Consider the following 21,822-nt stretch of genomic DNA (forward strand, 5'->3'; position numbering starts at 1 on the left):
GGTCACATTTCCAGTGTTGGTGATCTCGTACTCATACGTCACCACATCACCAACCGCGGAATACGGATCACCGGAGGTAGCAGTCTTCACCAGGCTCAACTCAAAATTCTGACATACCGGCGCAACAGTTTCATCATTACTATCCACAGCAGTACCAGAGAGGTCACTTACTTTGTACCCGTTAAAAGTTCCTTCGGCCGTTGCCTGATTGGTCACTTGACCTGCTTCAATATCTGAGGCAATAATTGTGTATGAACCCGTATAAATCCATGACTCACCTGACTCTAAGATTCCATTAGTATTCGTATCTCCTGATTGATAAGTAATAATACTTACTTTGGGGTCAGCCACCGAAATACTACTCAAAGGAAAACTTCCTGCTCCCAAAGCTACCGTGAAGGTATAATTGATGTTTGGGTTAAGGGTCGGATCCAAACATTCATCGTCGCTTAAGTCATTGGTAAATTCCTTTACCAAGGTAATAGAGCATACTCCGATGTTTACTGTCACCTCAGCCATCTCACTTTCACATTCTCCATCTTTAATTTGGGTAATGTAAAATGTCTGAATCCCAGCCGTGGCAGTGGAAACTTCCGGAGCTGATTGCAATGGATTCATGTCAGAATCATACCATGTGATGGTATATCCAGTAGCAGGAGTTACTGAAAGCAATTGGCTTTGGTCAGTCCCAGACCCCTCACAAAAATCAAAAGTCTGAGCTTCAGGAGTAGGTGCTTTATTTGGGATAGTAACACTTGTGGTTGTAGTCTTAGGACACTCTTCACTTGTAAATGAATAGGTTACAACGTAAGTACCTGGTAAACTTTCTATTAAGTTAATTCTTCCGGTTTGAGAATTTATTGATAACCCCTGGGTTGAAGAAAAAGAACCCCCTGGAACACCATTAAGTGTAACGTCAGCAAAACTGTTACATAGATCAGAAGGATTGTAACTTATTTCGGCATTTCCTAAAACTAATCTTACTGGAACCGGCGCAACAAAATCTTCAAGAGCCGCAGTCGAAGAGCTAGAGGATTTTGTTTTAACAAATACAGTTCCAATAGTTAATCCATCACATGGATTACCTATACCTGTAAAAAATGCACTAACATTGACAGCGGCCTCAACAAATTGAAATTGAGAGTAGGTGTTAGTACCAAAAGCACCCAAAGGGGTGCTTATAGGATTTATACCAATATTTGTAGCAGCGAAAGCAACTGGGCCAGGAAACTGTTCAATATAATCATAGTTTGAGCCAGAAATTAAACTCCAGCGATAGAATCGAACTATTGGATTAGATCCACCATTAGTATATTCAACGGAAATCAAAAAGTCTCCAATAGTTCTTCCGTCATGAGGTCCAGATGCTGTAAAAGGGCGATTATTACCGGTAGTTCCAGTCGGCTGAAGTGTGCCCTGTAAAAATTCAAAATCGATGTAGCTATTTCCATTTGTTTCTAATCTATCAGCGCCTACTATTATCCACTGATCGTTTGCAAGATCTTCAGCGAGATGTACAAAAACATTGTTAATATCAGATTTACCTTGAACACCGCCCAATTGCCATCCCCAAGCCGTATTAGGATTATCATTAAATTTACCTCCACCCTGAAACACATTGTCTGTGGAAGGACTAAAAGGATCAATAAACTTCACTGTTCTGACGACGTTAACAGGAGATCCATCACTATTAAATAAAAAACCTCCCGATCCTGCTCCGCCTTGAACCCAATCCCCAGCTCCGTTGGTTGGCGAATTTGCTACAAGGTTTCCGTCAATTTCGAATCCACCAGTAGGTGTAGTCACCGACACCACTTGAGAAAAACTTGTAAAAGAAAGCCCTAATGCAAGCACAAAAAGTAAAAAACCTTTGATTAAGCTTGAATTCCTTTGGCTAAATATCCATTGCCAACTCGGCTTTTGGATAATCTGAAATTCGGATAACCTGTCCATATTATTAAAATTTAAATTTTTCGAGTCCGTAAACGTTTCGCAATACCTTGAATTTTTTATCCCTAAAAAAAATCGGATTAGGCCCTATTCTACTCTTCTAATCAGATTTTTACCCTGTTTTGACCGCTGATCCAAGTCTGAAATTGTGGTGAATTAAACCATTCATTTCAAACTCAGTACTCTCACAGTCACATTTATGCCATAAAAATACACTTTATTGTTTTTCATTTCCAAATCATTTTGGAAAAAAATTTATTTATAATACATTTTTTTTTATTTGAAATGATTTTTTGTTGGTTTTAGAATTCAGATTACATCATTCATTTATTAAAAATTCTAACCATCGCATACGTATAAAATTGAAAAAATATGTCCCTCATTTAGCTATTCGCTACTTTTCAACTGTCAATTGACTATGAATTAAAATTCAAAAGGACATTTATTCAGCTTTTGACCAATTTTCCCAAAACCATTTGAAATCTTAAAAACCTAGCCTCAAAAATCCAGTTTAAGGAAGAATTAGAATCAAACTTCATTATCCCTCTACCGAGATAAATTTTTAGATCCGGATAAAGTAGATTCCCTTTCAAAAAAATGTACTTGCATCCACATCCAATTCAGCCTTTCCCCCAAATGGAAACAACTACCCAAAGTGACATTGCTTCGATTCAAAAAGTTTTCTTAAATCATCAAGAAACTGCTCTAAAATGGAGATCATCAACCCTTGAGGAACGCTCAGCTCGATTGACCAAACTCAGGACATGGATAAAAGAGAATCAGGACTTAATTCGAACAGCACTTTGGGAAGATTTTAAAAAGCCGGGTCCGGAGGTGGATCTCAGTGAAATATTCCCAGTCACCTCAGAAATCAACCATACGCTGAAACACCTCAAAAGCTGGATGAAGCCTAAAAGCATCAGCACACCTTTGTCAATGATCGGGACCAGCGGGCAAGTTTATTTTGAGCCTAAAGGATCATCCTTGATCATTTCTCCCTGGAATTTCCCATTCAATCTGACAGTTGGCCCCTTGGTTTCGGCCCTGGCAGCAGGTTGCCCAGCTATCATCAAACCCTCAGAACTATCGCCGGCCACCTCTGATTTAATCCAAAAAATGATTCGGGCCATTTTTCAGGAGGAAGAGGTTACCGTTTTTTTGGGTGAAGTGGAAGTTTCTAAGGAATTACTTAAGCTTTCCTTCGATCACATTTTCTTCACTGGAAGCCCTGCAGTTGGAAAAATAGTGATGAAAGCAGCCGCAGAACACCTTACGTCAATTACCCTCGAGCTTGGTGGAAAGTCACCCGCCATCATCGATGAATCCGCTGACTTAAATGATGCCGCAGGAAAATTGATCTGGGGGAAATTTGTGAATTGTGGGCAAACTTGCATCGCTCCGGATTACCTTTTGGTGCATGAGTTCCAAAAAGATCGGCTGATTATGGAATTGAAGGTGTTCCTGCAAAAATTCTACGATCCAAAATTTGAAGGCATAGAAAAGTCACCGGATTATGCGAGAATTATTGGCCCTAGACATTTTAAAAGACTATGCGGCTACCTGGCCGATGCCGTCTCAAAAGGTGCGTCCCTGGATTTTGGAGGGAAAACAGTGGAATCAACTTTCTACATCGAACCAACACTCCTATCCAACATCAATAAAGACATGGAGGTGTTCAACGAAGAAATCTTTGGGCCGATTTTGCCGATTTTGACTTTCACCAAAATTGAAGAGGCAATCGCTTTGATCAACTCCAAACCAAAGCCTTTGGCGCTTTACTATTTTGGGAATGATACTCAAAACTCCAAAAAGGTAATCGAGGAAACCAGCTCAGGAAATGTGGTCCTAAATGACTGCATTATTCACTTTCTGCATAACAATTTACCATTTGGCGGAGTAAATAACAGCGGCATGGGAAAAGCACATGGTCACGCAGGTTTTTTAGCTTTCAGCCATGAAAAAGGAGTCCTCAAACAGCGGGTTGGACTCAACAACGTTACCATGCTGAGACCTCCTTACGGAATCCAGGCAAAGAAAATCATTCAATCTTTAATCAAATGGTTTTAATCTATGAGAAAACAAATTTTTAAATTCCTCGCATATTTCGGATTTGTCTCCTTATTTCTTTTCTCAGGATGTTCTTCTGATCCAGATACCGATCCGGATTTTCTAACTGCGCAGGATTTGTTGGATGAATCCTATGGACCTGATCCCAAACAGAATATGGATGTCTATTTGCCGGCAGGCCGAACCACTTTAGATACACCACTCCTTATATATATACATGGTGGTGCTTGGATAGATGGAGATAAAAGTGAGTTTTTACAAGTAAAATCCGCCTTGGAAAGCGAATTCCCCGGCTATGCTTTTATTTCACTCAATTACAGGCTATTCGATTTTACCTCTGGGTCAAATGGCATCCGGGATCAAGAGCAGGATATCATCGCAGCTTTCGATTACATTGAGAGCCAACTTTCCCAATGGAATATTTCAGATGATTTTGTAATCTCTGGAGCAAGTGCGGGTGGCCATTTGGCACTTTTGCATGCTTACAAAAATAACACCTCGGACATTAAAGCTGCTGTGGTATTCTTCCCTCCAACTGATCTGATTGAACTTTTCCCTTTCAGTAATTTTACTTCATTAGGTTTAACCGCCTTACTTGACGGAACGCCGACAACTTCGAAAATGGTCTATTTGGATTTAAGCCCAATTACTCATGTGGATCCTCTTGATGTTCCCACTATTTTTTTCCATGGTGATCTAGATTCCGTGGTTCCGATCAGTCAGAGTCAACTTTTGGAACAACGACTGCAAAATGAAAACGTTCGCCATAAGCTCAGAATAGTACAGGGTCAGGGTCATGGGTTTACACCACAGACCAATGTCATGTTGTTAAAAGAGGCCAAGGATTTTATAGGAGCGTTTTAAACAAAAAACCCCGACTCTTGCCGGGGTTACCCATGCTTTTCAGACTTTTTGAAGTCCCGTAGAATGTGCCATTGATTTGATGGCGTGTACTACTTTCTCCGAAGGATGCAGACGAATCTGGTTCAATTGCTCTATTGCGCTCAGCATCTCCAAGTATTCTTGCATCAGGGTTTGATCGCTATGCAAGGCTTGCATTAAGAGTTCTTGTTCTACCTCGGGCATTTCCTGGTAGATATACCGTACCAGGTCATTTGGGGTAAATGATTTTATCATAGGCAAAGTTTAATTGTATCATTTTCTTCCTCAGGTGGATCAGCGCGTATCGCATTCTACCCAAGGCGGTATTTATACTGACTCCGGTCTGGTCGGCGATTTCCTGGAAACTCATATCCAGGTAATGCCGCATCACCAACACTTCCTTTTGAGCTTCTGGAAGCTCTTCAATTAGTTTTTTTACCATTTCCAAGGTCTCCTCTTTGACGCGATGATCCTCTATTGAAGCCTCCGCAAACCTCAGGGAGTTGAATAGATTGGATCCATCCTCCATCAGGATTGTCGGGTAGCGCCTGGACTTACGGAAAAAATCAATTGCCAAATTGTGCGCAATACGCATCAACCAAGGCTGAAATTTCCCCTCCTCACTATACCTGTCTGAATGGATTGTCTGGACAACTTTCACAAATACGTCCTGGAGCAAATCCTCTGCTACATACTGATCCTTGACGATCAGATAAATTGTGGTAAAAACTTTACTTTGGTATCGATCTACCAAAAGATCAAAGGCTGCTTCGCTGCCATTTCGATACTGAGCTATCAACTCGCTGTCCTGTGGACCTATTCGCTTACTCATTTTAAGTTGGTTTATAAACAACGTAGAAGTCTAAGCCATAGTATCTGTTAAATTGTGAAAGAAATAAAATTGAATATCAATGTGAACTGCATTCAAGAGTTCCAATCTAAGCCGTTTTAGGAATACATGTCAAGTAGTCAATTAAATTCAAGAGGAAGTTTGGAAATTTAACGTTCAACAAACTTTAATTTCGACTACTCTCAAGTTATTCTAACATTTTGCCAATGTCTATGCCAAAAAATGTTAAATCAGGATCAGCTGTTCAATCTTTTTAGTCAGGAAACATCCCGAAAAATCCCCTTCAATTCTTACCTTCGTAAACTTATCAAGATAACATTACAATGGATTTAAGCGGAAAAATAATCAACCAACTGCCCGAAGTAGGCGGAAATTCAAAAACCGGGAATGCCTGGAGAAAACAGGAATTTATCCTGGAAACTGGCGGACAATATCCCAAAAAGGTTTGCGTATCCCTCTGGGGTGACAAAATCGATCAGTTTGGGTTGAAAGTTGGAGAGCAAGTAACCTTGGGAATCGATGTAGAAAGCCGGGAATATAACGGTCGCTGGTATACTGAAGTCAAAGCTTATAAAGTAGATCGAACTTCAGGAGGGGGGGCACCCGCTGCTATGCCTGCGGTCGATACCTTTTACTCTGAAAGTGAAGAAGACAAACTTCCCTTCTAAATAAATCAGAAACCTTTTTTTAGCTAGACTTTTCGATGTGGGACGATTTTGAAGAAAATGAAGAAGAGGATGAGAGTGAGTTTGACCCCAAAGCACATCGGGATCAGATTTACGCTCATCCTTTGATGAAAAAAGCGAATGAAATTGTATCGCTGACCCACGCGCTGGTGGGTAGTCTAGATGAGGCACGCAAGGAACTGTACGGCGGAATGATGATGGAAGACGCCATGATCATGAGTGCCAAATTTGCAGGCGCTGAGGGAGTCAATGACTACATCCACAAAATGGAAAATGCCACCATTATGAAAGTCCATGCCCGGCATCTCAACTCCATGACCTACCAACTGGCAATGGAAGAAACCCATGCGGAAGAACATTTGAATCTACTTAGGGAGGCAATTGAAGAGTTTAAAATATTGTTTGTGGCTTGGGTAAAAGGTTTTGATTCTCAGGACAGATATGACGACGGCTGGGGGCTTTTTGTTTAGGTCAAAATTTTGATTAAAGTATTTTTTTATTTTTTAGTTAAAAAAGACAATGAAAGGGCTCTTTTATCTCTTACTGGTATTTACAGTATTATCCTGCAACCGAAGCGAAAATTTGATTGAAATACAGGAATTTGACCTATCGGATTTGATTGTGGACACGCTTTTTCTTGAGAAAGATACCCTGACCCGAGACCCCTCCAGCCAGATTGGCAAGCAATTATATGACCATGCAGTTTAATCCAATTTTTAAATCAGAAAGCGGGGAATACACCGCCTTGCAAAAAGACCAACAAATTGGACTCATTTTCAGGCATGCTGAAATCAAAAGTGGCGATCTTGATCAAAATGTCAAATCCAAGCATGCCTTTATCGTTTTGAATTCGGAAGGAGAAAAAATAGCCGAAATCGCTTTTAGTAATTGGGACTTTTCACCCTATGCTTTTCAAACTCCCAATGGGATCTATTTCCCAATTGTGGACCAGCTTTGGGAAGATCAGGTGCCCAATACCCGAATGGATTTTTCCAAAATCAACCCATAAAAAAAACGAGACTTATTCAGTCTCGCTTTTTACTTGTTGTAGTTCGATTTCTTCACCAGATTCATCCAGGAATCTGTATTCCGTCACGGGTAGCGAAGAATCTCTGATCAGTTTTATCCATTTGTAATACTTGAAAAACCACCTCATCCGCTGGCTAATCAGGCCTTGGGTAAAGTATGCGTGCAGATAGGGATGCAGCCCGATTTGAATGTTGGCCACGTTTTGGATGGTGGCAATATGTGCTAGGTCATGTTCTAACTTATCGGCGATCAGGATCGAAGCCTGAATCTTACCGGTTCCGTTGCAAGCCGGGCAAGTCTCCTTGGTCACAATGTTGACTTCCGGTCTTACCCGCTGTCGGGTGATCTGCATGAGCCCAAATTTGCTCAGCGGCAAAACAGTATGCTTGGACCTGTCTAGTTTCATCTCCTGCATCATCACTTCGTAGATGGCTTTTTTATTATCAGCCTTCTTCATATCAATGAAGTCCACGACGATGATTCCCCCCATATCGCGGAGGCGGAGCTGTCTGGCAATTTCTTTAGCAGCGACCATGTTGGTTTTTAAGGCCGTTGATTCCTGGTCACTTTCCTGATTGGACTTGTTGCCACTGTTCACGTCGATGACGTGCAGAGCCTCGGTGTGTTCGATAATGACATAGCCACCCTGAGGTAGGCTCACCGTCTGTCCAAACAAGCTTTTGATTTGCTTTTCGATTCCAAAACTTTCAAAGAGCTTAACTTTACCGTTGTAAAGTTTGACAATTTTTTCTTTTTCAGGGACAATAGTCCTGATGTAGGATCTGATCTGATCGTAAGTAGATTCTTCTTCTACGGTGATTGCGTCGAATGATTCATTGAGCAGGTCCCTGATAAGTGAGGAAGCCATACTCATCTCTCCGATGATTTTGTCCCGACTCTTGGCTTTCAGCAATTTTTTCATCCCTTCTTCCCATGTATCGAGAAGATTTCGAAGGTCTTTATCAAGTTCCGTCACGGACTGTCCTTCGGCCACGGTACGGATGATTACTCCGAAGTTGGCAGGCTTGATTGAATTGATGAGTCTGAGAAGCCTTTTTCGCTCGTCGTTGCTTCGTATTTTCTTGGATACATTGACTGTATCGGAGAAAGGTACCAGCACCAAAAAGCGACCGGGCAGAGAGAGCTCACAGGATAGTCGGGGTCCTTTTGTAGAAATGGGTTCTTTTACGACCTGCACCAATACTTGATTGGTTTTGGATAGGACTTTTTCGATTTTACCGATTTTGTCTATCTCAGGTTCGTTTTCGAAGCCTTTCAGCAGATAATTAGTGTAGTTGTTGTTGCGCACCATTTTAGTGAACTTCAACATCGAGTTGACATTTGGCCCCAAGTCTTGGTAGTGAAGAAAGGCGTCTTTCTCATAGCCCACGTCGATAAACGCGGCATTGAGACCGTTGACAATCTTTCGGACCGTTCCCAGGTAAATATCACCTACTTTGAACTGGTTGTCCATTCCTTCGGAATGAAGCTCCACCAATTGCTTATCATGCAGCAGGGCAATCCGACTTCCGTTTTGAGCAGAATCGATTAACAATTCCGTACTCAAAATTTGGTCTTATATAATGTAAATGAACGTGTTGTTTTACTTAAAACAGGAAATGAAGAAGTGAATTACTTCTTCTTGTGTCTGTTTTTTCTAAGTCTTTTCTTACGCTTGTGCGTAGCGATCTTATGTCTCTTTCTTTTCTTACCGCAAGGCATAGTTTTTAGAATTTAAGGTGTAAATTATTGATTTATAGCCGATCAAGGTAGCTCTGAACACTCTCTAAGATCATGGGATCTTGAGTCATTTTTTTCACTTCCTCAAACTGAGCTTTCGCTTTATTCTTTTCCTTGGACTCAAAGTAGCTGACAGCAAGATAAAATTGACCCTGAATATTATCGGGATGGTACTTGACCAATTCCTCAAATCGCTCAGCCGCCCTTTTATATTGACCTGACTGCATGGACAGAATCCCCATGTTAAACAACCCATCCTCATTTTGGGGATCCGCTTCGAGAATTTCCCGCATCATCGTGATTCCCTGCATTGGATTGGCCGAAGATACATAAGTCATCGCCACTTTGGTTTTCAAATCTAAACGGCTTGAATCTTTTTCCAAAACCTGATTCAGGTAAATTCTTGTCTTCTCCGCCATATTCTCTACTTTGGTTTTATCCAAAGCAAAAGAAAACGCTTCATAGTAAGCCTTACCTGCTTCTTCGATCAATCCCAAGTCTGAAGGGTTCAGTTCAACAGCTTCTCCCAAGAAATAGGCCGCGCTGTCCAACATCCCTTCCGTCTGATAGATCGAAGCCAATGTTTTGGCAGCTTCGATTCTTTCAGTGGATTCTTCGGAAGAAGTCAGGGTTGACTTCAGCTGATCAGCCTGAGATCGATTGTCGGAAGAAAGCCCATTCTCATGCAATTCGGACACGTCCGGCGTAGAGCTTGGCATCGCATTGGGATCTTCGACAGCGGTAGTCCCGGCTTCATTGTCTACGACAACTTTTGGCAAGGCATACAACCCGATCACTGCAACTACTCCTAACACAATGAGAATGAGCTGAGATTTTTTCATGTCAAATTAGCCTCTAACTTATTCTTGAGGAGCCAATTCTTTGATTTTCTTGCTATTTTTGATCTTCTCTATAAACACTTTGGAAGGCTTGAAAGCCGGAATATAGTGCTCATCGATAACAATAGCCGTGTTTTTGGAAATATTACGGGCAATTTTTTTAGCTCTCTTCTTATTGATAAAGCTGCCAAAACCTCTCACGTAAATGTTTTCTCCGTCAGCCATAGAATCCTTCACTACTTTGAAGAACGCCTCAACGGCTTGTGTAACATCATCCTTTTGGATTCCTGTTTTGTCTGAAATCTTGGTGATTACTTCTGCTTTTGTCACAGTGTTTTTAATTTAGAAATTACGAAATAAGCTTAACAACCTATTAACCAAGTGTTTTTGGGACTGCAAATGTACGAGAACCAATGCAATTAAAAAACATATTCGAAAAAATTACCTTGGTTTGCACTAGAAATATTTCCAATAAATGATCCATAAAACCACTGAAAATCAAGCATTTTCCACTCAAATAATTTCTTGGTACAGATCAAATCCCAGAGAACTTCCCTGGCGAGGGATCACTGATCCATACAAAATTTGGCTCTCAGAAATCATCCTTCAGCAGACGAGAGTAGCCCAAGGATTACCTTATTATTATGCCTTTTCTGAAGCTTACCCCAGTGTCAAAGAACTTGCCTTGGCCCCTGAGTCTGAGGTTTTACGACTTTGGCAGGGATTGGGTTACTACAGCAGGGCTCGAAATCTCCACAGCTGTGCAAAATACATTTGGTTTGAGTTGGACGGAAAGTTCCCCGACAATTATCAGGATTTACTCCTGCTAAAAGGGGTAGGCAGCTATACTGCTGCTGCTATCTCCAGTTTTGCTTTTGGTGAAGCCAAAGCGGTAGTTGATGGAAATGTTTTTCGCGTTTTGGCCAGGTATTTTGGAATAGCCACTGATATCGGGACAGGTAAAGCAAAAAAGGAGTTTGAGGCGCTTGCGGATCAACTGATTCCCAAATCAAACCCGGGAGAATTTAACCAAGCCATGATGGATTTTGGGGCGAGGCTATGTATCCCGAAAAATCCGGATTGCGGACTGTGTCCTCTAAAATCAACCTGCTTTGCCTTCCAAAAAGGATTGGTCAAAGAACTTCCTGTAAAAATCAATAAAACCAAGGTGAAGGAACGCAACCTGCATTATTTTGTGATTCAATGTGGTCAGGATTATGTCTGGAACAAACGCAAGGCCGGAGACATATGGGAAGGGCTTCATGACTTTCCGATGGAAGAAAAAGGGAATGAAAAGTCAACCAAATTGGATTTCCCAACAGATCAAAAACCTGCTGCATTTCTAAAAAAATACCGACACATTTTGTCGCACCAAAAACTTAACGCGAGCTTTTCGAAGCTCGATATTCCGATTGAAAAGTATCCTGAACTCGCACAATGGTGCGAAAATGAAGGATATTTCCTGGTGGCAGAAAACGAAATAGCGTATCTGCCAAAACCCAAATTGATCGTTAATTTTTTGAACGATCAAGGGATTTGAGTAACTTCATGACTTTCAATTTTTCAACCTAAACAAAACAATTATGGCAGGAGTAAACAAAGTTATCTTATTAGGTAACCTCGGAGCTGATCCGGAGGTCAAATACCTGGAAGGAGACAAAGCGGTGGCAAAACTAAGACTAGCGACCACCGAGTCCTACAAGGACCGAAATGGAAACCGCGTGGATCAAACCGAATGGCATGATCTCGAAATGTGGGATGGACAGGCGAAAATAGCAGAACAGTACTTGAAAAAAGGATCACAGATCTATGTGGAAGGTAAAATCAAAACAGATACCTGGCAAGATGATCAGGGCCAAAACAAATACCGAACAAAAATTCGAGTCCTCAGCTTCACCATGCTAGGCGGTAAGCCTGATGGAATGGGTGGGAATCAGCCCTCATCTGCTACTGCTTCAAATCCGAAACCTGCAGCAACTGCCAGTTCAACCAACTCAGGTCCGGATTTGGTATTGGACGATACCGATGATGATTTGCCATTTTAAATTGATACTTGGTTCCCCTGAAGTTGATTTTCAGGGGAATTGCTTATTTTTGCAACAAACATCTTTTCGCCTACATGGACGACCCGTACCCGAGTTACTACCTGATCGCTCAGCTTACCGAGTTATCATTTAGTTATTTCTTAACCAATGGGTTACTATTGGTAATTTTGCTGATTGCCTCGGCCCTTGCATCCGGATCTGAAGTTGCGTTTTTTTCACTCAACAGCGAAGAGATTATATCCATTCAGGAGACTGACCCCAAGAGAGGAAAACAAGTCGCTGATCTTCTTGCCAATCCCAAAAAATTATTGAGTACAATTCTTATCCTTAATAATCTGATCAACATCGGAATTGTGACACTGACTACGTTCGTTACTTGGTCTTTATTGGGGATGAATGCCACCGGCATTGTGGTTATATTGATTCAGACCGTGGGAGTCACCTTCGCGATCGTCTTCTTTGGTGAGATTGTACCCAAAGTCTATGCAAATCAGGCAAAAATTCCGTTTGCCCTGGGGCTTGCCCCTATTCTGAGTTTTTTCTCTTCCATTCTTCAGCCTTTTTCCTGGTTTTTGATGGTATTCAGCAATCTCATCGAAAAGCGAGTGGAACAAAAAGGATACTCGCTATCTGTAGATGAACTTAATCAAGCGCTGGAACTGACTACTGAAGATACTCCTGAGGAAGAAAAAGACATCCTTAAAGGCATTGTGAATTTCGGTACACTCACGGTAAAACAAGTGATGCGAAGCCGGATGGATATCACGGCGATTGATTCTGAGATGGATTTCCATGAATTGATGGACAAAATCAATAAGAGCGGGTATTCGAGAATTCCTGTCTATGAAGAGACAATCGACAATATTTTAGGAGTTTTGTATATCAAGGATCTTTTGCCCTATATCGAAAAGGATGAAGATTTTGCGTGGAAAGATCTAATACGAAAGAGTTTTTTTGTGCCTGAAACCAAAAAAGTGGATTCGCTCCTCAAGGACTTTCAGAAGATGCGGGTACACATGGCTATTGTCGTAGACGAATATGGAGGCACCTCAGGACTTGTGACTCTGGAAGATTTGATCGAAGAGATCATCGGAGAAATCAACGATGAATTTGACGACACCAATGATATATTCTTTCAGGAAATCGACAGTGACACGTTTATTTTTGAAGGCAAAGTCTCCCTCAATGATTTTTGTAAAAAGTTGGAATTGGATCCCCAGCTATTTGAGACCGTCAAAGGTGAAAGTGAATCTCTGGGTGGCTTGCTTTTGGAACTGAATTCTAAACTGCCAAAGAACGGTACCAAAATCAAATTCGGAGATTTTGAATTCACGGTTTTGGCCGTTGATGCCCGTAAAATCAAAAAAGTCAAAGTCTACCACAACCGAGGAGAAAAGGACAGTACGACCTCGTTCACTGACTAAATCTGTTTTTAATATTATTTTGTTTATTTTATATAAATCCAAATAATATTCCGCCGTTCTAGTATAGACCCTCCCAAGAAATCATTCTTGGAAATTTCCTGAAATAAAAAACTTAAAAAAAAAATCAATTTTTTTTTCAAAAAACCTATTTTTTCTATTTCAACACATTTTTACAATAAAGTGGTCTTATTTTTTATGTAAAATGACATTTTTGACAAAAACATCTTGCATTTTCCGGTGTTTTTAAAGTCAAAAATAGATTTGATAAAAACCTAATAAAGCCTGATTTTATCAAAAATACTTCATAATAAAGCCCTGTTTATTGCCTTAATTTTAACAAAAGAATTTTTTTTTGTAGTTTTTGGAAATTTTGAACCTATTAAATCAATTTATAATGCAAGAAGGTTTGTATCGATCGGAGTTTGAGCATGACTCCTGCGGTATTGGAGCGGTAGTCGACTTGAGTAATATTCCAACTCATGAGACCATAAGCGATGCCTTATATATGCTAAGTAATATGGAGCATCGCGGTGGCAGGGGATCAGACCCTAAAACCGGTGACGGCGCAGGTATTTCTATTCAAGTCCCACACCAATTCCTCAAAGACGTTACCGCACGCACAGAAATCAATCTTCCAGAACCGGGATATTACGGTGTTGGAATGACTTTTTTCCCCAAGAATAAGCAGCTTTATCATCGGTCAAAAGACTTGCTCAACTCGCTGATTGAAGAAATGGGCTTCAATCTCATCGGATATCGCGAGGTGCCCGTTGATGAAACTATCCCGGGATCGGGAGCACTTGAGGTGATGCCTAATATTGAGCAGCTCTTTGTCAGTCACAAAGCTGGATTGACCGGAATAGAGTTGGAGCGGAAACTTTATGTCCTTCGTAATTTTGCCACATCAGAGATCAATTCCAAAATTCCAGGTGTAAACCATGCGTTCTATTTCGCAAGTCTGAGCAGCCTTACCCTTATATATAAAGGCCAACTGAGAACTGATCAGGTTTTGGCATTTTACAGAGATCTCCAAAATCCCCGAATCGAATCAGCTTTTGCTATTGTTCATTCAAGATTTTCGACCAACACTTTCCCAAATTGGAGACTGGCACAACCTTTCCGTTTCCTTTCTCACAATGGAGAGATCAACACCATCCGGGGAAACCTGAATAAAATGAAGTCAAAAGAGGCTCTGATGAAGTCCAAGTTCTTCACCGATGAGGAACTGGCCAAGCTGATGCCTATTACCAATAAACTCAATTCGGATTCGGCTAATCTCGACGCGATGGTTGAGCTGTTGACCTTGAGCGGCAGATCACTGCCTCATGCCATGATGATGCTTGTACCGGAAGCATGGCAGGACAATCAGGTCATGGATCGCGACAGAAAGGCTTTCTATAAGTTTCACGCCTCTTTGGTCGAACCATGGGACGGCCCGGCGGCCTTGCTTTTCACAGATGGAAAGTCAGTAGGCGCCACGCTGGACAGAAACGGACTCCGCCCACTTCGATACTTCATCACCCGCGACAACCGACTGGTACTTTCATCCGAAGCAGGAGCCTTACCGATCAGAGAAGCAACAATTACCGAAAAAGGTAGGATCAGCCCCGGCAGAATGCTCTGGGCAGACCTAGAAAAAGGACGGGTCCTATTCGACGAGGAGGTAAAAGGAGAAATCTGCCGTCGTCAACCCTATGAGAAATGGGTGAATGAACAGCGAACCAAACTTCGGTTTGTACCAGATCCTGAGGAGTTATCGCACCCGTATTCTACTGCTAACCTTCAAAAGTGCCAAAAAGTCTTTGGCTATACTTCTGAAGAACTAAAGGTGATACTCGGACCTATGGGGGACACCGGATATGAAGCTGTCGGCTCCATGGGTGCTGATACACCATTGGCCGTACTCTCCAAGCAAAGCCAACATATTTCCAACTACTTTAAGCAGCTTTTTGCCCAAGTAAGTAATCCTCCAATCGATCCGATTCGGGAGCGATTGGTTATGTCCCTTTTTACCAGAATTGGTGAAAGTCATAATATACTGGACGAAACACCTCAACATACCAAGCAGATTCATATTTCCCAGCCGGTGTTGCTCAACGCAGATCTTGAGAAAATAACGCGAATGGAACATTTGGGGTATCGAACACAAAAACTCTATGGCCATTTCATTGCGGACCACAAACCTGGAAGGCTACTAGAAGCTTTGGATAAGCTCTGTCATGAGGCGGAGGAAGCCATTCATGCCGGCAAAAATGTTTTAATTCTTTCTGACCGAAACAGCTCCAAAGAATTAGCGCCAATTCCTTCCCTGCTTGCGATCGGAGCAGTACACCAGCATTTAGTGATCAAGAAAATTCGAACACGGGCAGGTATTGTCCTTGAATCCGCTGATATCCGTGAAGTTCATCACTTTGCCACAGCGATAGGCTATGGGGTTTCGGCTATCAATCCTTACCTGGCTCTGGAATCCTTGTTGGATCTATTTGAAAAAGGTCAACTGAAAAAAGTAAAAGACCGCTCCACGGTATTTGCAAATTACCAAGATGCAATCGGCAAAGGCCTTTTGAAGGTGCTTTCCAAAATGGGAATCTCAACGCTCCAGTCTTATCAAGGAGCACAAATATTTGAAGCACTAGGATTGGGACCCGAGGTCATCGATCGTTGCTTCAAAGGCACGATTTCTCGAATCAGTGGAGTTTCATTTGACGATTTGGCTGAGGAAGTGCTAATCCGCCATCACGCTGCCTATGAAACCCACAGTCCCATATTGGAGACCGGGGGAGTCTATCAGTGGAAACGAAGAGGGGAAAAACACATGTTTAATCCGGAGACTATCCACTTACTTCAAAAATCTACCCGACTCGGAGACTTTGAGCTTTACAAAAAATTCGCCGCAAAAATCAATGAACAAACAAAAGATGCCCTGACTTTGAGGGGTTTGTTTGAATTTAAGAAACGAATCAGTGTCCCAATAGAAGCGGTTGAACCTGCAGAAAACATCATGCGAAGATTCGCAACGGGTGCAATGTCCTTTGGTGCCATATCTCACGAAGCTCATGTCACACTGGCCATCGCCATGAACCGTATCGGCGGGAAAAGTAATTCCGGTGAAGGTGGCGAGGATGAAATCCGATATGACAAAAAACCGAATGGCGACTGGGAGCGCTCTGCTATCAAGCAAGTGGCCTCAGGAAGATTCGGTGTCACCAGTCATTACCTAACCAATGCTTCCGAGCTTCAAATCAAAATGGCCCAAGGTGCAAAACCCGGAGAAGGAGGCCAGCTTCCCGGACATAAGGTGGATGAATGGATTGGAAGAGTGAGGCATTCAACCCCCGGAGTTGGATTGATATCTCCACCTCCACATCACGATATCTATTCTATCGAAGATTTGGCTCAGCTGATATTCGATTTGAAAAATGCAAACCGAAAAGCCCGAATCAATGTGAAGCTAGTCTCTCAAGCTGGCGTTGGAACAGTAGCAGCAGGTGTGGCAAAAGCAGCCGCAGATGTGATTCTCATTTCAGGTGCTGATGGAGGCACGGGAGCATCTCCATTGAGCTCGATCCGTCACGCGGGGCTTCCTTGGGAGCTTGGACTGTCGGAGGCCCACCAGACTTTGGTGAAAAACAACCTGAGAAGCCGTGTGGTTCTCCAGACTGACGGACAACTTAGAACCGGTCGTGATTTGGCGATCGCTACACTTCTTGGAGCAGAGGAATGGGGAATTGCCACCGGGGCACTCGTGGTAGAAGGCTGTATCATGATGCGTAAATGCCACCTCAACACCTGCCCTGTCGGTGTCGCAACACAAGATCCTGAATTACGGAAGTTGTTCACAGGAGATCCTGATCATGTCGTCAACTACTTCAAATTTCTGGTTCAAGACCTCCGTGAGATTATGGCGTCTCTTGGATTCCGGACTGTCGATGAGATGGTCGGCCAGAGCCAAGTACTTCAGTCCACCGGACATCTGAATCACTGGAAGTGGGATAAAGTGGATCTTTCTCCGATTTTCCACAAAGTGGAAGTTCCGGACCATGTGGGAATCCATAAGCAAATCGATCAGGAATTTGAACTGAAAAAAGTACTGGATCGTCAGTTGATCAAAACCGCAACACCAGCCCTCGAACAAGCGATTCCGGTTTCGGGGAATTTCCAGATCAAAAACACAGATAGATCAGTCGGAGCAATGCTTTCGAATGAGATTTCGAAAATCTATGGAGGCGTCGGATTACCCGAAGACACCGTTCAATTCAAATTCAACGGATCGGCAGGACAGACTTTCGGGGGATTCTTGGCCAAAGGCGTTAATTTCGAACTGGAAGGTGAAGCCAATGACTACTTTGGAAAAGGACTATCCGGAGGGAAACTGATTGTGTATCCGAGCCGAAATGCCCGTTTTGTTCCCGAAGAAAATATCATCATCGGTAACGTAGCATTCTATGGTGCCACATCCGGTGAGGCCTATATCAACGGTAAGGGAGGCGAACGGTTCTGCGTGAGAAACTCAGGGGTAAAAACTGTCATCGAGGGCATCGGAGATCACGGATGTGAATACATGACTGGTGGACTGGTCATCAACTTGGGAGAAATCGGCCGAAACTTCGCCGCTGGAATGAGCGGAGGTATTGCTTATATACTCAAGGATTACATCACTGAGGTCAATACCGAAATGGTGGATATCGATATCTTGGAAGACGAGGATTTTTCAACGATCAAGACCTACCTCAAGCGACATGTCAAGCTAACCAACAGCGGATTGGGTCAGCGGTTTTTGGATGACTGGGAAAAGATTAAGGACCAGTTTATCAAAATAATTCCGAGGGACTACAAAGCCGTATTGATTAAAAGATCACAAGAACAAGCAAAAACTTTGGTGTAAGATGGGAGCGAAAGAAGGATTTATTCAATTCAAAAGAGAAACACCTGTAAGCCGGGATCCCAGCGAACGAATCAACGATTACAGAGAAATATACAAACCTTTTTCAGAGGAAAAACTAAATCATCAAGCCGCAAGATGCATGGATTGTGGAGTTCCGTTCTGTCACAACGGTTGTCCACTGGGTAATGTCATCCCGGAGTTCAATGATGCGGTCTATAATCAGGAATGGGGACAAGCTATCGATATTTTACGAAGCACGAATAACTTCCCTGAATTTACCGGAAGGATCTGCCCCGCACCCTGTGAGGCAAGTTGCGTCTTGGGGATAAATAAAGACCCGGTTGCCATAGAGTTAATTGAGAAAAGTATTGCAGAAAAGGCCTATGAGTTGGGATTGATCAAAGCCAATCCCCCAAAAGAGCGAACCGGAAAGAGGGTAGCAGTAGTCGGCTCCGGACCGGCTGGACTGGCAGCAGCGGATCAGTTGAATCAGGCAGGTCATGAAGTCACGCTTTTTGAAAAAGACGCTAAAGTGGGTGGATTACTCCGCTATGGAATACCCGATTTCAAGCTTGAAAAATGGGTAATCGACCGCAGAATAGCACTCATGGAGGAAGAAGGAGTAATTTTCTCCCCCAATACCGAAGTAGGTAAGTCTATAAAGGCTGACGAAATACTTAATCAATTTGACGCTGTCGTTCTCTCTACCGGTGCTGCACAGCCAAGAAGCCTAAACATCCAAGGCGACAAATACAAAGGCGTTCACTTTGCAATGGAATTTCTTGGGAAACAAAATCGGGTAATCGGAGGTGAAATGGCTGAAAACCCAATTTCGGCCCAAGGAAAGCATGTCATTATCATAGGTGGCGGAGATACCGGCAGTGACTGTATTGGCACATCCAATCGACACGGTGCGGCATCCATCACTCAACTTGAGCTCCTTCCCAAACCTCCGAAACAACGGACTGTCCTGAATCCCTGGCCAGAATGGCCCATGACCTTGAAAACCTCAAGTTCTCATGAGGAAGGGGCGGAAAGGATTTTCTCTATCCTTACCAAGAAATTTACAGGTAATGAAGCGGGAGAAGTCACCGGATTGACCCTCGTAGATATCGAATGGAAAGAAAAAGGAGGTCGAATGGCTTTTGAGGAAATTCCCGGTACAGAACGGACCCTACCCTGCGACTTGGCATTCATTGCAATCGGATACCTCGGACCTGCACAGAATGGCCTTTTACAGGCTTTTGGAGTAGAAACAATGGAAAACAGTCTTCCTAAATCAAAAAATTATCAAAGTACGAATCCCAAAGTTTTTCTTGCTGGAGATATGCGTCGCGGCCAGTCCCTGGTCGTATGGGCCATCTCAGAGGGAAGAGAAGCTGCGGTCAAAGTAGATGAATACCTAATGGGCTCATCTTCGCTGCCTCAGAAAGATTCATCCTTCTTCGAGGTAGAAGAGCAAATCGCGGGATAATGTCAAGGCTATCCCCTTTGGGTTTTCCCTGACGTTCAATAGTACCCTGTTTAGTTGACCCACCTGCGATATAGAAAGCCACCTTTTGGGTGGCTTTCTTCATTTATTTGGTTTAGCTTCCTCTTTTTCTCAGGGGCATTTCACTTTGTTGATGAATTTGGCCTCCGGGTCTTCGTTGGCCCCGCCGCTCCTGCTTGATTTCTACCCACTTGATCCGTTGCTCTTCGGTAAGAATCTCCTTTATTTTCTCCTGATGAGCTTTCATCTCTTTAGCTCGAGCCCTTCTTTCTGTCCTTTCCCGTTCCATTTCGGCTTGCCTCTTTTTAGCCTGATCCAGATTCAGCGACAAGATTTGACTTTTTTGTTCTTCAGAAAGCTGAAGTTCAGTTGCCATTTTTTCAGTAGCCCTTTTGGCCCAGTCCTCTGGGTTGGTTTGCTCTCTTTTTCCTTGTTGTGCAGCTACCTGAAGACTGATAAATACCAATAAGGCTGCTCCGACGATCCACTTTTTCATACAATTATAGTTTAGTTTCGAAGGTTAGACCAGCCTGTGCACGATGAGTTTAAACTCACTGGAAAAGAAACTGTTAATAAATCTTAATCAGGAGCTTTTTTCCTCAATCAGCTCTTTTCGCTCAGAAGCCCTGACATATTTGGGTTTGATCAAAAGCCGAAGACTCGGATCAAAACTGAGGTAGTTCCAGCTCCAGTCTAAGAAAATGAAAAGTTTATTTTTCATCCCGAGGATGGCCATCAGATGGACAAATAACCAAGTCAACCAGGCAAAGAATCCCTGAAACTTGATAAATGGCAAATCAACCACGGCGAGTTTTCTCCCGACTGTAGCCATTGAGCCCAGATCTTTATAGCTAAAAGGACCCAATTCTTGGCCATTCACCAGCCGAAAAAGATTCCGTGATAGATTTTTTGCCTGCTGAATTGCCACCTGAGCGACCTGAGGATGACCTTTTGGAAATTCTCCTCCCGGTAGGAGGCATTGATCCCCCAAAACAAAAATGCTTTCCAAACCAAACAGCTGATTGTATTCGTTGACTAGCATCCGACCGTTTCCGGCGTAGTGAATTTGGTCGAAACCGGCAATTCGATTAGGCTTAATTCCCGCCGCCCAGAGCAAAGTTTGGGTTTCGATCGGTTCTCTTCCTTCCAGTAAAACCAATTTTCCATCATAATCCTGGACTTTGGTACTTAATAAAACCTCGACTCCAAGTTCTTTTAAATAGGCCAATGCATGGGACTGTGCTTCTGTCGACATGGCCGCTAGCAAACTTGGTCCAGCCTCTATCAGAACCACCTTCATATTTTTGAAGCTGAGCTCGGGGTAATCCTTCGGAAAAACATTATTTCTCAATTCAGCCATTGCACCGGCCAGCTCCACCCCAGTTGGCCCTCCTCCGGCGATAACCATATTCATGAGTGACTTCCGGTCTTCCATTTTGGAGATCGTAATAGCCCGCTCATAGTTGGAGATGATTTTATTTCGAATGTAAAGTGCCTCTGAGACCGTTTTCATCGGCGATGAGTAGTACTCGATATTCTTAGCTCCGAAATAATTGGTGTCCGCCCCCATCGCCAATACCAAAAAGTCAAAGTCAATGTAACCGATATCGGTATAAAGTCTTTTTGCGACTGGATCTACCCGTTCTGCCTCCGCCATTCTGAAGCTCACATTGGGTGTACCATGAAAAATTTTACGAAGTGGAAAGGCAATAGCGCTGGGCTCGAGTCCAGCAGTCGCCACCTGATAAAATAGTGGCTGAAACTGATGGTAGTTGTTTTTATCCAAAAGAATAACCTGAAAATCGCTATTCCTCAAGGCTCTGGCTAGCTTGAGTCCTGCAAATCCAGCACCGACGATGACTACTTTCGGAAGATTAAGGTTGGGAAGATTGGGAATTGGTTGATCTAACAATGGATTCATAAGGTTTAGGTT

19 protein-coding genes are annotated in these 21,822 nt (G+C 42.8%); 11 read left to right on the top strand and 8 right to left on the bottom strand.

Annotated features, from left to right (window positions below; translation table 11 throughout):
• Positions 1-1,953: DUF7507 domain-containing protein (locus tag C4S61_RS15320; RefSeq protein WP_200820596.1), on the bottom strand; the 1,953-nt coding region annotated here is incomplete at its 3' end.
• Positions 1,954-2,586: 633 nt separating this feature from the next.
• Between C4S61_RS15320 and C4S61_RS15325 the strand changes: the two genes are divergently transcribed.
• Complete coding sequence (locus C4S61_RS15325) at positions 2,587-4,017, top strand: aldehyde dehydrogenase family protein (RefSeq protein WP_103925743.1); 1,431 nt, start codon at positions 2,587-2,589, stop codon at positions 4,015-4,017.
• A gap of 3 nt (positions 4,018-4,020) precedes the next feature.
• Entirely contained in the window at positions 4,021-4,881 is an 861-nt protein-coding gene (locus C4S61_RS15330) for a prolyl oligopeptidase family serine peptidase (RefSeq protein WP_103925685.1), read from the top strand.
• A 39-nt stretch (positions 4,882-4,920) separates the two neighbouring features.
• Here the strand turns inward: C4S61_RS15330 and C4S61_RS15335 are convergent, their stop codons facing one another.
• A complete protein-coding gene (locus C4S61_RS15335; RefSeq protein WP_103925686.1) occupies positions 4,921-5,154 on the bottom strand; it encodes a hypothetical protein in 234 nt (77 codons plus the stop codon).
• Positions 5,129-5,731, bottom strand: a complete 603-nt coding sequence (locus C4S61_RS15340) for an RNA polymerase sigma factor (RefSeq protein ID WP_103925687.1) — start codon at positions 5,729-5,731, stop codon at positions 5,129-5,131. The genes C4S61_RS15335 and C4S61_RS15340 overlap by 26 nt, the downstream gene beginning before the upstream one ends.
• 341 nt (positions 5,732-6,072) lie before the next feature.
• On the opposite strand from C4S61_RS15340, the gene C4S61_RS15345 reads away from it, so the two are divergent.
• From C4S61_RS15345 to C4S61_RS15360, 4 genes are read left to right on the top strand one after another with little or no spacing between them, the layout of a single operon-like run.
• Entirely contained in the window at positions 6,073-6,417 is a 345-nt protein-coding gene (locus C4S61_RS15345; RefSeq protein WP_103925688.1) for a DUF3127 domain-containing protein, read from the top strand.
• 35 nt (positions 6,418-6,452) lie between these two features.
• On the top strand, positions 6,453-6,905 hold the full coding sequence (locus C4S61_RS15350; protein WP_103925689.1) for a hypothetical protein: 453 nt from the start codon (positions 6,453-6,455) through the stop codon (positions 6,903-6,905).
• A 49-nt stretch (positions 6,906-6,954) separates the two neighbouring features.
• Entirely contained in the window at positions 6,955-7,143 is a 189-nt protein-coding gene (locus C4S61_RS15355) for a hypothetical protein (protein ID WP_103925690.1), read from the top strand.
• The gene (locus C4S61_RS15360) at positions 7,133-7,444 is read left to right on the top strand and encodes a hypothetical protein (protein WP_103925691.1); all 312 of its coding nucleotides are present in this window, start codon (positions 7,133-7,135) and stop codon (positions 7,442-7,444) included. The genes C4S61_RS15355 and C4S61_RS15360 overlap by 11 nt, the downstream gene beginning before the upstream one ends.
• A gap of 12 nt (positions 7,445-7,456) precedes the next feature.
• Here C4S61_RS15360 and C4S61_RS15365 read toward each other — a convergent pair whose 3' ends face one another.
• From C4S61_RS15365 to C4S61_RS15375, 3 genes are all read right to left on the bottom strand, one after another.
• A complete protein-coding gene (locus tag C4S61_RS15365) occupies positions 7,457-9,031 on the bottom strand; it encodes an Rne/Rng family ribonuclease (protein WP_103925692.1) in 1,575 nt (524 codons plus the stop codon).
• A gap of 187 nt (positions 9,032-9,218) precedes the next feature.
• Entirely contained in the window at positions 9,219-10,046 is an 828-nt protein-coding gene (locus tag C4S61_RS15370) for a tetratricopeptide repeat protein (RefSeq protein ID WP_103925693.1), read from the bottom strand.
• 18 nt (positions 10,047-10,064) lie between these two features.
• The gene (locus tag C4S61_RS15375; protein WP_103925694.1) at positions 10,065-10,373 is read right to left on the bottom strand and encodes an HU family DNA-binding protein; all 309 of its coding nucleotides are present in this window, start codon (positions 10,371-10,373) and stop codon (positions 10,065-10,067) included.
• A gap of 145 nt (positions 10,374-10,518) precedes the next feature.
• Here C4S61_RS15375 and mutY point away from each other — a divergent pair, with 145 nt between their 5' ends.
• The 5 genes from mutY (at position 10,519) to C4S61_RS15400 (ending at position 19,871) form a co-directional block, all read left to right on the top strand.
• Positions 10,519-11,583 (top strand): A/G-specific adenine glycosylase, encoded by a 1,065-nt coding sequence (mutY, locus tag C4S61_RS15380; RefSeq protein ID WP_103925695.1) that lies wholly within the window; start codon positions 10,519-10,521, stop codon positions 11,581-11,583.
• Positions 11,584-11,626: 43 nt separating this feature from the next.
• Positions 11,627-12,088, top strand: a complete 462-nt coding sequence (locus tag C4S61_RS15385; RefSeq protein ID WP_103925696.1) for a single-stranded DNA-binding protein — start codon at positions 11,627-11,629, stop codon at positions 12,086-12,088.
• Positions 12,089-12,162: 74 nt separating this feature from the next.
• Positions 12,163-13,512 carry a gliding motility-associated protein GldE gene (gene gldE, locus C4S61_RS15390; RefSeq protein WP_103925744.1) on the top strand — a complete coding sequence of 450 codons (1,350 nt, stop codon included), beginning with the start codon at positions 12,163-12,165 and terminating at the stop codon, positions 13,510-13,512.
• A 394-nt stretch (positions 13,513-13,906) separates the two neighbouring features.
• On the top strand, positions 13,907-18,397 hold the full coding sequence (gltB, locus tag C4S61_RS15395; RefSeq protein ID WP_103925697.1) for a glutamate synthase large subunit: 4,491 nt from the start codon (positions 13,907-13,909) through the stop codon (positions 18,395-18,397).
• A gap of 1 nt (position 18,398) precedes the next feature.
• Positions 18,399-19,871, top strand: coding sequence for a glutamate synthase subunit beta (locus C4S61_RS15400; protein ID WP_103925698.1), 1,473 nt, complete (start codon positions 18,399-18,401; stop codon positions 19,869-19,871).
• Positions 19,872-19,983: 112 nt separating this feature from the next.
• Here the strand turns inward: C4S61_RS15400 and C4S61_RS15405 are convergent, their stop codons facing one another.
• Both C4S61_RS15405 and C4S61_RS15410 read right to left on the bottom strand, forming a co-directional pair.
• On the bottom strand, positions 19,984-20,385 hold the full coding sequence (locus tag C4S61_RS15405; RefSeq protein ID WP_103925699.1) for a DUF4890 domain-containing protein: 402 nt from the start codon (positions 20,383-20,385) through the stop codon (positions 19,984-19,986).
• A gap of 87 nt (positions 20,386-20,472) precedes the next feature.
• Positions 20,473-21,810 (bottom strand): NAD(P)/FAD-dependent oxidoreductase, encoded by a 1,338-nt coding sequence (locus C4S61_RS15410; protein WP_103925700.1) that lies wholly within the window; start codon positions 21,808-21,810, stop codon positions 20,473-20,475.
• Positions 21,811-21,822 lie beyond the last annotated feature (12 nt).

Origin of the sequence: Algoriphagus boritolerans DSM 17298 = JCM 18970 (genome assembly GCF_900108085.1) — a bacterium.
GTDB lineage: Bacteria > Bacteroidota > Bacteroidia > Cytophagales > Cyclobacteriaceae > Algoriphagus > Algoriphagus boritolerans.

Bases quoted from the DNA above. Each gene is read 5' to 3' on its own strand.
- C4S61_RS15325 (WP_103925743.1), top strand. From the start codon at position 2,587: ATGGAAACAACTACCCAAAGTGACATTGCTTCGATTCAAAAAGTTTTC.
- C4S61_RS15330 (WP_103925685.1), top strand. From the start codon at position 4,021: ATGAGAAAACAAATTTTTAAATTCCTCGCATATTTCGGATTTGTCTCC.
- C4S61_RS15335 (WP_103925686.1), bottom strand. From the start codon at position 5,154: ATGATAAAATCATTTACCCCAAATGACCTGGTACGGTATATCTACCAG.
- C4S61_RS15340 (WP_103925687.1), bottom strand. From the start codon at position 5,731: ATGAGTAAGCGAATAGGTCCACAGGACAGCGAGTTGATAGCTCAGTAT.
- C4S61_RS15345 (WP_103925688.1), top strand. From the start codon at position 6,073: ATGGATTTAAGCGGAAAAATAATCAACCAACTGCCCGAAGTAGGCGGA.
- C4S61_RS15350 (WP_103925689.1), top strand. From the start codon at position 6,453: ATGTGGGACGATTTTGAAGAAAATGAAGAAGAGGATGAGAGTGAGTTT.
- C4S61_RS15355 (WP_103925690.1), top strand. From the start codon at position 6,955: ATGAAAGGGCTCTTTTATCTCTTACTGGTATTTACAGTATTATCCTGC.
- C4S61_RS15360 (WP_103925691.1), top strand. From the start codon at position 7,133: ATGCAGTTTAATCCAATTTTTAAATCAGAAAGCGGGGAATACACCGCC.
- C4S61_RS15370 (WP_103925693.1), bottom strand. From the start codon at position 10,046: ATGAAAAAATCTCAGCTCATTCTCATTGTGTTAGGAGTAGTTGCAGTG.
- mutY (WP_103925695.1), top strand. From the start codon at position 10,519: ATGATCCATAAAACCACTGAAAATCAAGCATTTTCCACTCAAATAATT.
- C4S61_RS15385 (WP_103925696.1), top strand. From the start codon at position 11,627: ATGGCAGGAGTAAACAAAGTTATCTTATTAGGTAACCTCGGAGCTGAT.
- gldE (WP_103925744.1), top strand. From the start codon at position 12,163: ATGGACGACCCGTACCCGAGTTACTACCTGATCGCTCAGCTTACCGAG.
- gltB (WP_103925697.1), top strand. From the start codon at position 13,907: ATGCAAGAAGGTTTGTATCGATCGGAGTTTGAGCATGACTCCTGCGGT.
- C4S61_RS15400 (WP_103925698.1), top strand. From the start codon at position 18,399: ATGGGAGCGAAAGAAGGATTTATTCAATTCAAAAGAGAAACACCTGTA.
- C4S61_RS15405 (WP_103925699.1), bottom strand. From the start codon at position 20,385: ATGAAAAAGTGGATCGTCGGAGCAGCCTTATTGGTATTTATCAGTCTT.
- C4S61_RS15410 (WP_103925700.1), bottom strand. From the start codon at position 21,810: ATGAATCCATTGTTAGATCAACCAATTCCCAATCTTCCCAACCTTAAT.